We start from the raw sequence: 13269 nt of genomic DNA, 5'->3' as shown, positions 1-13269 counted from the left end.
TGGGGTGGTGCGACCACGTTCCTCCCATGGTCGATCTGCCGGTGTATCCGCCCATGCTCGCCACCTCGGGGGTATTGCCGCCGGTCGCCGAGGACGACGCCTGGGCGTACGAGACGAAGTTGGACGGGCAGCGGTGTGTCGGCTACCTGCCGGGGGACGGCACGGTGGTGTTGCGGGCGCGGTCGGGGGCGGACATCACCGCGGCCTATCCGGAGTTGCGCGGGTTGCGGACCGCGTTGGGTACCCGGTCGGCGGTGCTGGACGGGGAGGTGGTCGCGCCGGACGAGCATGGGCACAGCGACTTCGAACGGCTCCAGTCCCGGATGGGGTTGGCCGGTCGGCCGGCCGAGGCGGCCCGAATGCGCGAGCGGGTGCCGGTGCGGCTGTTGTTGTTCGACGTGTTGTTCCTGGGCGGTGAGCCGCTGCTCCGCCGCTCGTACGCGGACCGGCGCCGGGTGCTCGAAGGGCTCGATCTGCGCGGCCCGCACTGGTCGACCCCGGCCGCGCTGGTCGGTCACGGCGAGGCCGCCCTCGCGGCGACCCGGGCGGAGGGTCTGGAGGGGCTGGTCTGCAAGCGGCTGGACTCGCTCTATACGCCCGGCGAGCGCTCGCCGAACTGGGTGAAGATCCGGCACGTGCACACCGTGGACGTGATCGTGGGTGGATGGGTGCCCGGTCGCGGCCGGCTCACCGGGCTGCCCGGCGCGTTGCTGGTGGGGGTGCGCGAGGGTGGGCTGTTGCGCTACGTCGGCGCGGTGGGCACCGGCTTCGGCATCCGGGATCGGGTCGTGCTGGGCGAGTTGCTCGAGGTGTCCTCGATCGACGCGTGCCCGTTCACGCCGCAACCCGTGGTGGCCGACGCGCGCTGGGTGTTGCCGCGGCTGGTCGGCGAGGTGCGGTACTCGATGCGTACCCGGGCCGGCCTGCTGCGCCATCCGTCCTGGCACCGGCTGCGGCCGGACCTGGCGGAGGACTGACCGGGTCGAGGTCCGACCGGACCGACAGCCGAGGACCGACCGACTCGGAAGCCCTTACGGCAGCCTGCCCGTCGTCTCGGCGGCGAGCAGCGGCGCGAACCCGTCGCCGTCGCGGGCCACCCGTTCCAGCACCTGCGCCGGGGTGAAGACCAGCTCCGCGCGCGATTCGATCTCGGCCCAGGACACCGGTGTGGACACGGTCGGTTCGGGCTGCGCACGCAGGGTGTAGGGCGCGGCGGTGGTCTTCGCGCTCGCGTTCTGGCTCCAGTCCACGAACACGTGGTCGGTGCGCAGCTTCTTGGCCATCCGGTGCACGACCAGGTCCGGGTGCTCCCGCTCCAGGTGCATCGCGAGTGCCTTGGCGTAGGCGCCGACCGCCGCCTCCGGTGTCGGTTCCAGGGCCGCGTACAGGTGCAGCCCCTTGCTGCCCGAGGTCTTGACCACGCAGGTCAGCCCGTCGGCGGCGAGCAGGTCGCGGGCCAGCAGCGCGACCCGGCGACACTCGGGCAGGCCCGCGCCGGGTCCGGGGTCCAGGTCGAGCACGAGCCGGTCGTGGGCGTCCGGGTCGGTGCCCCACTGCGGCACATGGATCTCGATCGCGGCCAGGTTGGCCGCCCACATCAGGGTGGCCAACGAGTCGACGTCGACGTGTCGCCGGTTCTCCTCCCGGCCGACCACCTCGATCGTGCGCACCCAGTCGGGCGCGCCGGCCGGGACGTTCTTGTTGTAGAAGCGGCTGCCGCCGTCCACGCCGTGCGGAAAGCGGATGAACGTGGCCGGGCGTCCGGTGATGTGCGGGAGCAGGACCGGGGCGATCCGGGCGTAGTAGTCCAGGGCTTGGCCCTTGGTGTATCCGGTCTGGGGCCACCACACCTTGTCCAGGTGGGTGAGCGTCAGCGAACGTCCGTCGACTGTCGTGGCGATGCGGTCCGGCATGGGAGGAAAGTCCCCCGCTGCCGCGTTTCGATGCGCGGGGCCGAGCAATCGCCCGGCGGCCTCGCGGATTCCGGTCGGCGGCCCGGTGGACCCCGGTCGCCGGCCAGGCGGATTTTCGGTCGGTCGCCCGGCGGTGTTCAGTCGGTGGGGAATGCCGCCACGCGCTCGTCCAGCGGCACCGGCTCCTCGGCGATCCCGTCCGCCGAACCGCTGGCGAAGCGGGCGCACACTCCTCGGCAGGCGAAGGTCTGCCGCTCCTCCACGTGTCCGACCGGCACCGCGTCGTGCGCGGGTCGGTCCGCTGCGGCCCGCAGGTCGCGGCCGCACATCGTGCAGGCCAGGCCGTAGGTCATCTCGACCGTGGTCTCCGGTCGAGCGCTTCGGCGGTGTCCCGCGATCGAGTGCTGTGAGTACATGGGTTCGAATCCTCTGGTCGGTCTGGTGCGCGAATGTCCGGATCGCCGCAGACGACGCCGCCGTGGATGACGGCATACGAGGTGCCCTCGGTGTGCCCAAAGTACTCCTACCGTCACGCCGTCCGGACCCCCGCGCAAAATCGTTTCGACATCGCGGCGCGGCCGAATCGGCGCGTGCCGCGCCGACCGACCCCGGGCGCGGCGACGGGGCCCGTCACCCGGACGGGCCCCGTCTGCGCCGGTTCGGCTACGCGTGACTCACCAGCGATACCAGCGCCCGCGCCGACCACCCGCGCCGGCGCTGCGGAAGACGAACCCGAGGGCCCAGAGCACCAATACGATGACGGCGATCCACCAGAGAGCCTTGAGGGCGAATCCCGCACCGAACAGGATCAAAGCGAGCAAAAGCACGACAAGCAGCGGAATCATCTTGAACCACCTCCGGCCGACGTCTGCCCCGGAAGTCTCGGTTCACGCGGTGCGTCGCAAATTCATTCGAGGGCGTCTGTGTCGGCGCCCGCCGGTGTGCCCACACCGAGGTCCGCGGCCACCCGGGCACCGATCTCCCGGACCACCTGCGCGAACAGTTCGACGTCCGCCGCCGTGGTCCGCCAGTTCACGATCGCCGGACGCAGCGCGACCCGGCCCGCGTACACGGTGGTACCGGCGTACACCCGGCCGTCCTCGTTCAGTTCGGCGCCCAGCCGGCGATTTCAGCTCGTCGAGTCCGGCCTCGCCGAGCGCGGCTTCGGGGCGGTAGCGCAGGCACACCACGCACAGCCGGACCGGGGCCAGCAGTTCCAGTTCGGGGGCCTGCTCGACCAGCGCGGCGAGATGGTTCGCCAGGTCGTGGTGCCGCTCGATCATCGACCGGTAGCCGGACCGGCCGTAGGCGCGCAGCGTGGCCCAGATCGGCAGGGCCCGGGCTCGACGCGAGGATTCCGGCCCGAGCGAGGCGTAGTTGAGGTGCGTGTCGCCGACACCGGGCAGGTAGGGGGCATTCCACGCGCCGAACGCCCTGCCCATCAGCTCGGCGTCGCGCACGAAGGCGAAGCCGCTCTCGTAGGGCACGTTGAGCCACTTGTGTCCGTCGGCGGCCACCGAGTGCGCCCGCTCGACCCCCCGGACCAGGTGGCGAAGCCGCGGCGAGACCCCGGCGAACAGGCCGAACGCACCGTCCACGTGCAGCCACGCGCCGTACCGCCGGGCCAGGTCGGCGAGCGCCTCGATCGGGTCGAAGTCGCCGGTGTCGACCTCACCCGCCGCGGCGATCAGCACCGCGGGTCCGTCGATCTCGATCAGCGCGCGCTCCATCGCGTCGATGTCCACCCGGCCCACGTCGTCGCGCGCGCACACCCGCAGCGTGTCCCGCCCGCAGCCCAGGATCTGCAACGCCTTGCGGTTGCTGGGATGGACGTATCCGCTCGCCAGTACCGGCATGGTCGGCAGTCCGGCGAGACCGTCGGCGCTCACGTCGACGCCGTGCTGCGCGGCCCACCAGTGGCGCGCGCAGGTGAGCGCGGTGAGATTGGCGAAGGTGGCGCTCGGGGTGAGTACACCGCCGTACGCGTCGGGCAGCCCGAACAGGTCCTTGAGCCAGCCGAGCACCACCGTCTCGGCCTCGGTCGCCAGCGGCGACGCGGCCCACAGACCGCCCGCCTGGTCCAGCAGCGCGGTGATCCAGTCGCCGGCCTGGGCGGCGGGCGTGGCGCCGCCGACGATGAAGTGGAAGAACCGGGGCCCCGAGGACTGCATCGCGGCGCGGGTGCCGACGTCGAGCAGTTCCTCGACACTGGCGAGTGTGCCGTCGCCACGCTCGGGCAGCGGCCCGCCCAACCGGTCGAAGAGCGCGTCGGCGGCCGGATTGCGGACCGGCAGTTCGGGCAGCGCCTCCAGGTAGGGCCCGGCGGCCTTGGCCACCAGGTCGAGGGCGGGCCGGACGAGGTCGCGTTCGTGGAGGGGGTCAGCCATACCGGCAGGGGAACACGCGGGCCCGGTCCGCGTCGAGTATTTCCTTGCTGTGCAAGGTCGTTGACGGTTCATCAGGACGGCGGTGCGTGGGGGACGCGCGGCGCGGGGAAGATCCGCCCGGGGGGCCGATCACCTCTGTCTGGAGGACGCGTGGCAACCGACATCGAGCGGACCCATCACCGAGGCGGCGACCTCGACGAGATCCGGCAGGTGCTGCTCGACATCTACGCCGAGGTGTACGCGGCGGATCTGGACCGCCCCTTCCAGTCGGTGCACAACTTCGCGCGGCGGCTGGCCGGTTACGCCGCCGCGCCGGGCTTCGAGTGCGTCGTGGGCTGGAGCCGGGACATCCCGGTCGGCTACGCGTTCGGCTACCCGCTCCGGGCCGGTGCGCGCTGGTGGGTCGGATTGACCGAGCCGGTGCCCGCGGTGGACATCGAGGAGGACGGCCGGCGCACGTTCGCGCTCAACGAGCTGATGGTTCGCGAACCGTGGCGCGGTTCGGGTGCGGCCCGCGCCATTCACGACACGCTGCTGGCGGCCCGTACCGAACAGCGGGTGACCCTGCTGGTGGATCCGACCCACCCGAGGGTGCTCGCGCTCTACGAGCGGTGGGGCTATCGGGTGCTCGGCGATCTGCGTCCGGCCTGGCCGGACGCGCCGCTGCTCACGGTAATGCTGCTCGATCGGCGCTGACCCGGTGCCGCGCACACCGGCACGGGCGTCGGAGGATCCTCCCGATCCGAGCACACATGCCGGCAGCGCCGTGGGGTGATCACACCGATTCGTACCCGGTGCGCACCGCCCCGGCCTGTGCGCGTGCGGTCACTTCCGGGATTCGCGGACCATCCGCCGTTCGCCCCGGGCGGCCGGCCGGCAACGTCGCGCGCCGAGGCCGCCCTTCGCGCGGGTAGCCGAGGCGATGGCGGCGTTCCGGACCCGGGTCACGGCCACCGACGTCGCGGCCTGGGAAGCCGGCACCGACCGCCCGGATGAGCCACAACTCCTGGCGTTGGCCCAGGTGTTGTGGTGTTCGCCGGCCGAACTGATGGGCCGGCCTGGCACCTTGCGCGAGCCGCGATTGTTCGCTTCGGAGTTGGCCCGGCGGCTCGGTCTGCCCGAGCCGTTCCATCTGGGGGCCCAGGCGGACAACCGCGGGCGCGGTGACGAGCGGGCCGGCGCGGCGCCGGTGCGCGAACTCGCGCTGGACCTGCGCGGCCCGGCCGAGGTGGCCGGTGCTGCGACGGGGCACGGCGGTGGATCCGGAGGAGGTGGTCGACCGGTTCCGGGCGCCGGGGGGGGGGCCCCCCCGCGCCCCCCCCCCCCCCCCCCGCGGGCCGGGGGGGGGGGGGGGCGGCGCGGCGGGGGGGGGGGGGGGGGGGGGGGGGGGCGGGGGGGGGGGGGGGGGGGGGGGGGGGGGGGGGGGGGGGTTCCGCGGGCGGCGCCCGGAACCGACGGCGGCCGGGGTGTGGCGTACCCGAGCTCGGGCGCGTCGTGGCACGGCGCGGCGGCACGGAGAAGCTTGCCTCTGTTTAGTTTCGGCGTGCGTGCGTAGGGTGCGCGCCATGAGTGACGCGACCGCGAACAAGCGGCTGATCGAGCAGTTCTGGCAGGACCTGTACGCCCGCGACTTCGCCAAGGTCGCGGCCTGTTTCGCCGACGACGGCCACTACACGGACGTCGCCGCGCCCGGTCCCGGCGCGACCGGGCCGGCCGCGATCGAGGCGCGGTTGCGGTTGGGCCTGGAGATGCTCACCGGCTACATCCATCACCACCGCAGCACCGTCGCGGAAGGCGACCTGGTGGTCACCGAGCACGCCGAGGAGTGGCACTGGGAGAGCGGCGAGCAGGTGATCCTGCCGTTCGTGTCGATCCACGAGTTCCGGGACGGGAAGATCGTGCGCTGGCACGACTACTGGGACTTCGGCACGCTGATGAACGCCGCGCCGCAGTGGTGGCTCGAACACGTCGCCAAGGGCTACGCGCAGGGCGCCTGACGGCTTCGCCCGCGCCCGCCGGCGGGCGCGGGTCACGGGCGGGCCTCCAGGTGCTCGACCACGGTGTCGGCGATCTGTTCCAGCAGCGCGATCTGGTCCGGCGTGAGCAGGTCGATCAGGTTCCGCCGGACCGAGGCGACGTGCCGGGGCGCGGCCTCCTCGATCACCCGCAACCCCTCGGCGGTCAACACGATCTCGGCACCGCGCCCGTCCCGCGCGCACTCCTCGCGGCGGACCAGGCCGCGCTGCTGCATGCGCTTGACGTGATGCGACATCCGGCTCTGCGACCACAACATGCGCTCGGCCAACTCGCCCAGTCTGCGCCGGTGCCCGCTCGCCTCGGAGAGTTCGGACAACACGTCGTAGTCGGGATCCGACAGGCCCGAGTCGACGGCCAGATCTCGGGCCACCCGGGTGTCCACGAGCAGCCGCAGGCGGCGGTATCCCCGCCACGCGCGCTGCTGCCCCGGGTCGAGCCAGGGCGTCTCCTCGATACCGGCCATGGCCGCCAATCTAGCAGCTACTTGACATGTCATATACCTGCCCGCGACGATTTACATGACACATCAACCACTCCGTTCGGCCCGACGTCCACGCCGACGGTGCGGCCGGGAAGGCCGGTACCTCGTGAGCGTGCCCGATCGCCTGCCGAATCGGTTGATCCGGCTGTTCCTGGGCCTGGCCCTGTTCGGCGTCGGCATCGCGCTGATGGTGCGGGCGAAGCTGGGGCTGGACGCCTGGAACGTGCTGCACGAGGGCGTCGCGGAGCGCACCGGGCTGCCGTTCGGACGAATCGTGATCGGCACCGCCGTCCTGGTGTTGCTGCTCTGGATCCCGCTGCGGCAGCGACCGGGGATCGGCACGATCGCCAACGTCGTGCTGGTCGGCCTGGTGGTGGACGCGTTGTTGTGGCTGCTGCCGACGCCGACGGGCCTGCCGCTGCGGACCGGGCTGTTGCTCGCGGGCGTCGTGGTGACCGCGATCGCCACCGGCCTGTACATCGGCGCGGGTCTGGGCCCGGGGCCGCGCGACGGGCTGATGACCGGATGGGCCGCCCGGGGCCACTCGATCCGGGTGGGCCGCACGGTGATCGAGGCGAGCGTGCTGGTGGCGGGGGTGCTGCTGGGCGGGACGGTCGGCGTCGGCACGGTCGTGTTCACCCTCACCATCGGCCCGCTGGCCCACTGGTTCCTGCCCCGCCTGACCCTGCCCCCCAAACCGGAAGCGAGCCACCCGACATGGACACGGAACTCCTCGGCACCGATCGACGCGGCGTCCTCACCACCCTCAAGCGGGACGGCCGCCCCCAGCTCTCCCCGGTCTCCTACCTCTGGGAGCCGGACCTGCGGCTGATTCGCATCTCGGCCACCACCGACCGCGCCAAGACCCGCAACCTCGCCCGCGACCCGCGCGCGAGCTTCCTGGTCACCGCGCCCGACTACGCCGGCTACCTGGTCGCCGAGGGCCGCGCCGAGATCGGCGCGCCCTGCCGGGCCCCCGACGACACCGCGGCCGACGAACTGGTCGAGGTCTACCGCCGGATCGTCGGCGAACACCCGGACTGGACCGAATACCGCGCCGTGATGGCCGCCGAACACCGGGTCGTCATCCGGATCACCGTCGAGCGCACCTACGGCTGGTCCCGCACCTGAGCGAGGGCGCCGGTCCGGCGGGCCGCCGCGAACCCCTCGCACCGATGCCGTGGCGGTGCGTGACGGGCGGCGGCCGGGCCCGGGAGCACCCGGGCGGGCCGGTGCGGGAATTGGTCCAGGTCCCCGCACGACGTAGAGTTTCGCCGGGGTTTCGTGGTGGCGGCGAATACAGGAAACGGCAACGACGATGACAGCGAGTAGCGACATTCAGGCGGACACGAGCGTGCGGGCAGGCATCGACCCCGTGCGTATGGAGCTGTGTCTGAGCGTGCTCGCCGAGGTCGAGGACCTGGACGTCGAGCACCCGGACGCGGTGCGGATCCGCCGGGCCACGGCCGCCATCTACAAGAGCGTCAAGGAACGCCGCCGCAAGGAGCGCCGGGACCGGGTGATCGCCAACGACGAGGCGGTCACCGCCGCCACCGCGACCGGCGCCCCCGGGCGGATCGACGACGAGACGCTCGGCATCGCGTTGACCACGGTCACCACGACCGAGATCGCCGGCGTGCTCGAACGCGCCCGGGCCTGCTACATCTGCAAGAAGCGCTACCGCGAGGTGGACGCGTTCTACCACCAGCTGTGTCCCGAGTGCGCCGCCGAAAACCGGGCCCGCCGCGACCAGCGCACCGACCTGACCGGGCGCCGCGCCCTGCTCACCGGCGGTCGGGCCAAGATCGGCATGTACATCGCGTTGCGCCTGCTCCGCGACGGCGCGCACACCACGATCACCACCCGCTTCCCCAACGACGCGATCCGCCGGTTCGCCGCGATGCCGGACAGCGCGGACTGGCTGCACCGCCTCAAGATCGCCGGGATAGACCTGCGCGACCCGGCCCAGGTGGTCGCGCTGGCCGACTCGGTGGCCGAGGCCGGGCCGTTGGACATCCTGATCAACAACGCCGCGCAGACGGTGCGTCGGACCCCGCAGGCGTACGCGGCACTGGCCGCCGCCGAGGCCGCCCCGCTCCCGGCCGGCGAGTTGCCGGAGATGGTCTCGTTCGGCCACATCGGCGGCAGCGGTCACGTGTTGTTGCCCGGCCAGTCCCGCGCGGAGGAACAGGCACTGACCCCACAGGCGCTCACCGCGCTCGCGCTCACCAGCGGATCGGCCTCGCCGGCCCGGATCGAGACCGGCACCGCGATCGACGCGGGCGGCCTGGTACCCGACCTGGACCCGGTGAACAGTTGGACGCAGCGGGTGCACGAGGTGGACCCGGTCGAACTGCTCGAAGTGCAACTGTGCAACGTGACCGCGCCGTTCGTCCTGGTCAGCCGGCTGCGTCCGGCGATGGCCGCGGCCTCGGCACGGCGCAAGTACGTGGTCAACGTGTCCGCGATGGAAGGCCAGTTCAGCCGCGGCTACAAGGGCCCCGGCCACCCGCACACCAACATGGCCAAGGCCGCGCTGAACATGCTGACCCGCACCAGCGCCGAGGAGATGCTCTCCGACGGCATCCTGATGACGGCCGTGGACACCGGCTGGATCACCGACGAGCGCCCGCACCCGCAGAAGATGCGGCTCGCCGACGAGGGCTTCCACGCGCCGCTCGACCTGGTCGACGGCGCGGCCCGGGTATACGACCCGATCGTGCGCGGCGAGGCCGGCGAGGACCTGTACGGCTGCTTCCTCAAGGACTACGCACCGGCCGCCTGGTAGGCCGCCCACCTGCGCGTTCCGGCCCCGGCGAAGCTTCTCGCCGGGGCCGGTTCGGGTTCCGGCCGGGTTCGCGGAAAAAAACTTCGGACCGCGTTGAACCCTCCGCGACCCCTCCCCCGTACTGCTGGATGTCGACGCGCAACGACCGGCACGCGAACCGGTCGACTCGGGAACGGGGACCCAAAGTCCTCCTCCCGTACCGCCGTTCGACCAAACCATCGATCATCTTGCGGGGGTTCACCATGTCCGTTTTCAGCACCCACAGCACCCACAGCCGCCGCGGCACCCGCGGCATCGCCGCCGTCGCCATCGCCGGCGCGCTCGGGCTGGGGCTGTCCGCCTGTGGCAGCGACTCGAAGGACGACGGCAAGGCCGCCGGCAACACCACCCCGCCCGCCACGCAGCCGTCCCAGCCCGCGCCGAGCGCGCCCGGCCAGACCCCGAACGGCACGGCGGGCAAGGCCGTACTGAAGGCGGGCACCGACGCCAAGCTCGGTGCGATCGTCACCGACGGCAGCGGCTTCACCCTGTACCGCTTCGACAAGGACACCGCCAAGCCGGCCAAGTCGAACTGCGACGGCGACTGCGCCGTGAAGTGGCCCGCCGTGACCGACACCGGCGGCGTCACCTTGAACGGTATCGACCAGTCCGCCGTCGGCAGTGTCACCCGCACCGACGGCAGCACCCAGGTCACCATCGGCGGCTGGCCGGTGTACCGCTTCGCGGCCGACGCCAAGCCCGGCGACACCAAGGGCCAGGGCGTCAACGGCACTTGGTTCGCGGTGACCCCCGACGGCAGCAAGGCCGGTGCGGCCACGAGCACGGCGCCGCAGACCGACAAGCCCTCGACCGGCGGCGGATACTGACCGACCCGAGCGGTGCCGGTCGGTCCGCCCCGGCACCGCTCGCCAAGGACCACTGATCCGGCAACTCCGGGGCATCATCGATGAGTTGCCACCGGCATTACCGGCCCCGCGCCCCCGCGCCGACGACGCGGACGAGGCCCGGCCGATCCCACCCACGCGTACTTCACCGAACCATGACCTCGGGGAGATTCGTCATGCCCGCACGCAAGTACACGCTGCCCACCGTCGCCCTCGCCACCGCCCTCGCCTTCGCCGTCTCCGGCTGCGCGTCCTCGGACACCAAGTCCGGTGCCGGGAAGGCCGATTCGGCCACCGTGGCCAAGGGCGCCAACGACCCGGCCGACAACCCCGGCACCGCGCACGGGGCCGAACACGGCGGCACCGTCCCGGCCGCCGACCACACCACCACCGGCGCGGCCGAACCGGCGTCCGGTGCGGAGACCTTCTTCGCCGCGGGCCTGTCCGGCGCGAACGAGGTGCCCGGCGGCAACGCCGCGGTGGGCGACCGGGACGGCAAGGGCACCGCGCTGGTCCGGATCAAGGGCGACCAGGTGAGCTTCGGGATCCGCTGGGAGGGCATCGGCGCGCCCACCGCGGCCCACCTGCACCTGGGCGGCAAGGGCCGCAACGGCGAGGTCGCGGTGCCGTTCTTCGCCTCGACCCTGCCCGGCACCGCGAACGCGGTCACCGGCAGCGTCCAGGTCACCGACGCCGCGCTGCGGGCGAAGATCACGAGCGACCCGGCGAGCGTGTACTTCAACGTGCACACCGGCGAGTTTCCCGGCGGGGCGATCCGCGGCCAACTGGTCGAGCTCACCCGCCCCGTCGAGGTGAACAGCGTGCTCAAGAACGGCACGCTGCCCGCCGAGGCGACGGGCAAGCAGGAGGTGGCCGACCCGGCGGGCGGGAAGACCGGCGACCCGGACGGCCGCGCGGACACCTCGATCCGGCCGTGGGGCAACTGCATCGACTGGTCGTTCGCTTGGACCGGCGTCGCGCCACCCACCCTGGGCCACCTGCACCGGGGGGCGGCGGGCGCCAACGGTGACGTGGTCGCACCGCTGTTCGAGGCGAAGGCCGGCCTGCCGCAGTCGGTGACCGGCCTGGCCGGCACCGTGGAGGGGATCGACCCGGCCGTGGTCGAGCGGATCGACGCGACGCCGGCGAACTACTACACCAACCTGCACACGGGCGAGTTCCCGGGCGGCGCGGTGCGCGGGCAACCGGACCGGAAGGTGACCCCGAAGCCGCCGGCGGCGAACCTGTCGGTGGTCGCGGGCAAGCAGATCTACCAGTGCACCACCAAGGACGGCGGCACCGCGTTCACCCAGCTCGACGTGGCGGCCAAGCTCCAGGGCGGTCTCAAGCACACCTTCGTGACACCGACCGCCGGCCCGCCGCAGTGGATCGCTCCGGACGGCAGCGCGGTGACCGGCGCGGTGGCGAGCAAGCTGCCCAACGGTGACGGCAACATCCCCGAGCTGGTGCTGAACGCGACCCGGACCGGCAAGCCGGAGGGGCTGCTCTCCGCGACCACCCAGGTGTTGCGGCTGAACACCCGGGGCGGCGTGGCGCCGGCCGGCGCGTGCGACCCGGCGAGCCGGCCCACCGCCGAGGTGCCCTACCAGGCCGACTACCTGTTCATCGGCTGACCGCAGGCGCACCGCTCAAGACCCGCACGACTCGCCCGACCCGAAGGACCCGAGGGACCGCGCGACCGACCCCACGCGCGGTCCCTCGGCATGTCCGGCGGCGGCAACCGTGCCGCGGCGGTGTCACTCCGGCAGGGCGACGACCATCTTCCCGGTGTTCTCCCCACGCAGCATGCCCAGGAGCGCTTCGAGGTTGTTCTCGATGCCCTCGACCACCGTCTCGCGATACTTGAGCCTGCCCTCGCGCAGCCAACCGCCGACCTCGGCGAGGAACTCGTCGCGGCGGCCGAAGTGGTCGATCACGATGAAGCCCTGGAGGCGCAGCCGCTTGCCGATCGACAGCGCCAGGTTGCGCGGCGCCGGGGTCGGCTCGGTGGCGTTGTACTGCGCGATCGCGCCGCACATCGCGACCCGCCCGTGCGTGTGCAACGCGCCGATCGCGGCCTCCAGGTGCTCGCCGCCGACGTTGTCGAAGTACACGTCGATGCCGTCGGGCGCGGCCTTGTCGAGTTGTTCGGCGATCGGACCCTGCTTGTAGTCGAACGCGGCGTCGAAGCCGTACTCGTCCACGAGCAAGGCGACCTTGTCCGCCGAACCCGCGCTGCCGACCACCCGCGAGGCGCCCTTGAGCCGGGCGATCTGGCCGACCTGGCTGCCCACCGCACCGGCCGCGCCGGAGACGAACACCGCGTCGCCGGGCTTGAAGGAGGCGACGTCGAGCAGGCCCGCCCACGCGGTCATCCCCGGCATGCCCAGGACGCCCAGGTAGGCGGACAGCGGCGCGAGGTCGGGATCGACCTTGACCGCGCCCGCGCCCTTGCCCGGGACCACCGAGTACTCGCGCCAGCCGAGCCAGTGCTGGACCGCGTCGCCGACCTCGAAACCGGGAGCCCTGGAGGCCACGACCCGGCCGACCGCGCCGCCGTCCATGGGTTTGTTCAGCTCGAACGGCGGGGTGTACGACTTGACGTCGTTCATCCGGCCGCGCATCGCGGGGTCGACCGACAGGAACAGGTTGCGGATCAGCATCTGCCCGTCGGCGAGTTCCGGGATCTCGACCTCGCGCAGCGCGAAGTCCTCCGCCTTCGGCCAGCCCTTGGGGCGGGCCAGCAGGTGCCATGCGCGGCTGGTGGTGGGGGTCATCG

At 72.5% G+C, this 13269-nt stretch carries 14 protein-coding genes; 8 read left to right on the top strand and 6 right to left on the bottom strand.

Annotated elements, in window-relative coordinates:
- The first annotated feature begins 26 nt into the window (after window positions 1-26).
- The gene (locus ACH4U8_RS25275) at window positions 27-977 is read left to right on the top strand and encodes an ATP-dependent DNA ligase (RefSeq protein WP_360313359.1); all 951 of its coding nucleotides are present in this window, start codon (window positions 27-29) and stop codon (window positions 975-977) included.
- A gap of 54 nt (window positions 978-1031) precedes the next feature.
- Here ACH4U8_RS25275 and ligD read toward each other — a convergent pair whose 3' ends face one another.
- The 4 genes from ligD to ACH4U8_RS25255 all read right to left on the bottom strand — a co-directional run bounded on the left by ligD (window position 1032) and on the right by ACH4U8_RS25255 (window position 4300).
- Window positions 1032-1913: a non-homologous end-joining DNA ligase gene (gene ligD / locus ACH4U8_RS25270; protein WP_360313361.1), complete on the bottom strand. Its 882-nt coding sequence runs from the start codon at window positions 1911-1913 to the stop codon at window positions 1032-1034.
- Window positions 1914-2050: 137 nt separating this feature from the next.
- Window positions 2051-2329: a hypothetical protein gene (locus tag ACH4U8_RS25265; RefSeq protein ID WP_360313363.1), complete on the bottom strand. Its 279-nt coding sequence runs from the start codon at window positions 2327-2329 to the stop codon at window positions 2051-2053.
- 258 nt (window positions 2330-2587) lie between these two features.
- Complete coding sequence (locus ACH4U8_RS25260; RefSeq protein WP_355537031.1) at window positions 2588-2758, bottom strand: DUF5670 family protein; 171 nt, start codon at window positions 2756-2758, stop codon at window positions 2588-2590.
- Between the two features lie 42 nt (window positions 2759-2800).
- Window positions 2801-4300, bottom strand: a complete 1500-nt coding sequence (locus ACH4U8_RS25255) for a pyridoxal phosphate-dependent decarboxylase family protein (RefSeq protein WP_395780340.1) — start codon at window positions 4298-4300, stop codon at window positions 2801-2803.
- 150 nt (window positions 4301-4450) lie between these two features.
- On the opposite strand from ACH4U8_RS25255, the gene ACH4U8_RS25250 reads away from it, so the two are divergent.
- Entirely contained in the window at window positions 4451-4996 is a 546-nt protein-coding gene (locus ACH4U8_RS25250) for a GNAT family N-acetyltransferase (RefSeq protein ID WP_360313368.1), read from the top strand.
- An 869-nt stretch (window positions 4997-5865) separates the two neighbouring features.
- Complete coding sequence (locus tag ACH4U8_RS25245) at window positions 5866-6297, top strand: nuclear transport factor 2 family protein (RefSeq protein WP_395780338.1); 432 nt, start codon at window positions 5866-5868, stop codon at window positions 6295-6297.
- 32 nt (window positions 6298-6329) lie between these two features.
- Here the strand turns inward: ACH4U8_RS25245 and ACH4U8_RS25240 are convergent, their stop codons facing one another.
- A complete protein-coding gene (locus tag ACH4U8_RS25240; protein WP_360313374.1) occupies window positions 6330-6800 on the bottom strand; it encodes a MarR family winged helix-turn-helix transcriptional regulator in 471 nt (156 codons plus the stop codon).
- Window positions 6801-6924: 124 nt separating this feature from the next.
- Between ACH4U8_RS25240 and ACH4U8_RS25235 the strand changes: the two genes are divergently transcribed.
- From ACH4U8_RS25235 to ACH4U8_RS25215, 5 genes are all read left to right on the top strand, one after another.
- Window positions 6925-7650 carry a YitT family protein gene (locus tag ACH4U8_RS25235; RefSeq protein ID WP_395780336.1) on the top strand — a complete coding sequence of 242 codons (726 nt, stop codon included), beginning with the start codon at window positions 6925-6927 and terminating at the stop codon, window positions 7648-7650.
- Entirely contained in the window at window positions 7536-7949 is a 414-nt protein-coding gene (locus ACH4U8_RS25230) for a PPOX class F420-dependent oxidoreductase (RefSeq protein WP_395780334.1), read from the top strand. The genes ACH4U8_RS25235 and ACH4U8_RS25230 overlap by 115 nt, the downstream gene beginning before the upstream one ends.
- A 187-nt stretch (window positions 7950-8136) precedes the next feature.
- On the top strand, window positions 8137-9606 hold the full coding sequence (locus tag ACH4U8_RS25225) for an SDR family NAD(P)-dependent oxidoreductase (RefSeq protein WP_360313380.1): 1470 nt from the start codon (window positions 8137-8139) through the stop codon (window positions 9604-9606).
- 242 nt (window positions 9607-9848) lie between these two features.
- Entirely contained in the window at window positions 9849-10472 is a 624-nt protein-coding gene (locus ACH4U8_RS25220; protein ID WP_379990200.1) for a hypothetical protein, read from the top strand.
- Window positions 10473-10666: 194 nt separating this feature from the next.
- Window positions 10667-12124 (top strand): CHRD domain-containing protein, encoded by a 1458-nt coding sequence (locus tag ACH4U8_RS25215; protein ID WP_395780332.1) that lies wholly within the window; start codon window positions 10667-10669, stop codon window positions 12122-12124.
- 123 nt (window positions 12125-12247) lie between these two features.
- Here ACH4U8_RS25215 and ACH4U8_RS25210 read toward each other — a convergent pair whose 3' ends face one another.
- The gene (locus tag ACH4U8_RS25210) at window positions 12248-13267 is read right to left on the bottom strand and encodes an NADP-dependent oxidoreductase (protein WP_360313386.1); all 1020 of its coding nucleotides are present in this window, start codon (window positions 13265-13267) and stop codon (window positions 12248-12250) included.
- Window positions 13268-13269: the final 2 nt, after the last annotated feature.

This window comes from Embleya sp. NPDC020886, from assembly GCF_044333915.1.
Classification (GTDB): Bacteria; Actinomycetota; Actinomycetes; order Streptomycetales; family Streptomycetaceae; genus Embleya.
The sequence above is the reverse complement of the archived record's forward strand: the minus strand, read 5'-3'. Positions and strand labels throughout refer to the sequence as shown.

What these genes read in the sequence shown, in the direction of transcription:
- ACH4U8_RS25275 (WP_360313359.1), top strand. Translation starts at nt 27, where the DNA reads ATGGTCGATCTGCCGGTGTATCCGCCCATGCTCGCCACCTCGGGGGTA.
- ligD (WP_360313361.1), bottom strand. Translation starts at nt 1,913, where the DNA reads ATGCCGGACCGCATCGCCACGACAGTCGACGGACGTTCGCTGACGCTC.
- ACH4U8_RS25265 (WP_360313363.1), bottom strand. Translation starts at nt 2,329, where the DNA reads ATGTACTCACAGCACTCGATCGCGGGACACCGCCGAAGCGCTCGACCG.
- ACH4U8_RS25260 (WP_355537031.1), bottom strand. Translation starts at nt 2,758, where the DNA reads ATGATTCCGCTGCTTGTCGTGCTTTTGCTCGCTTTGATCCTGTTCGGT.
- ACH4U8_RS25255 (WP_395780340.1), bottom strand. Translation starts at nt 4,300, where the DNA reads ATGGCTGACCCCCTCCACGAACGCGACCTCGTCCGGCCCGCCCTCGAC.
- ACH4U8_RS25245 (WP_395780338.1), top strand. Translation starts at nt 5,866, where the DNA reads ATGAGTGACGCGACCGCGAACAAGCGGCTGATCGAGCAGTTCTGGCAG.
- ACH4U8_RS25240 (WP_360313374.1), bottom strand. Translation starts at nt 6,800, where the DNA reads ATGGCCGGTATCGAGGAGACGCCCTGGCTCGACCCGGGGCAGCAGCGC.
- ACH4U8_RS25230 (WP_395780334.1), top strand. Translation starts at nt 7,536, where the DNA reads ATGGACACGGAACTCCTCGGCACCGATCGACGCGGCGTCCTCACCACC.
- ACH4U8_RS25225 (WP_360313380.1), top strand. Translation starts at nt 8,137, where the DNA reads ATGACAGCGAGTAGCGACATTCAGGCGGACACGAGCGTGCGGGCAGGC.
- ACH4U8_RS25220 (WP_379990200.1), top strand. Translation starts at nt 9,849, where the DNA reads ATGTCCGTTTTCAGCACCCACAGCACCCACAGCCGCCGCGGCACCCGC.
- ACH4U8_RS25215 (WP_395780332.1), top strand. Translation starts at nt 10,667, where the DNA reads ATGCCCGCACGCAAGTACACGCTGCCCACCGTCGCCCTCGCCACCGCC.
- ACH4U8_RS25210 (WP_360313386.1), bottom strand. Translation starts at nt 13,267, where the DNA reads ATGACCCCCACCACCAGCCGCGCATGGCACCTGCTGGCCCGCCCCAAG.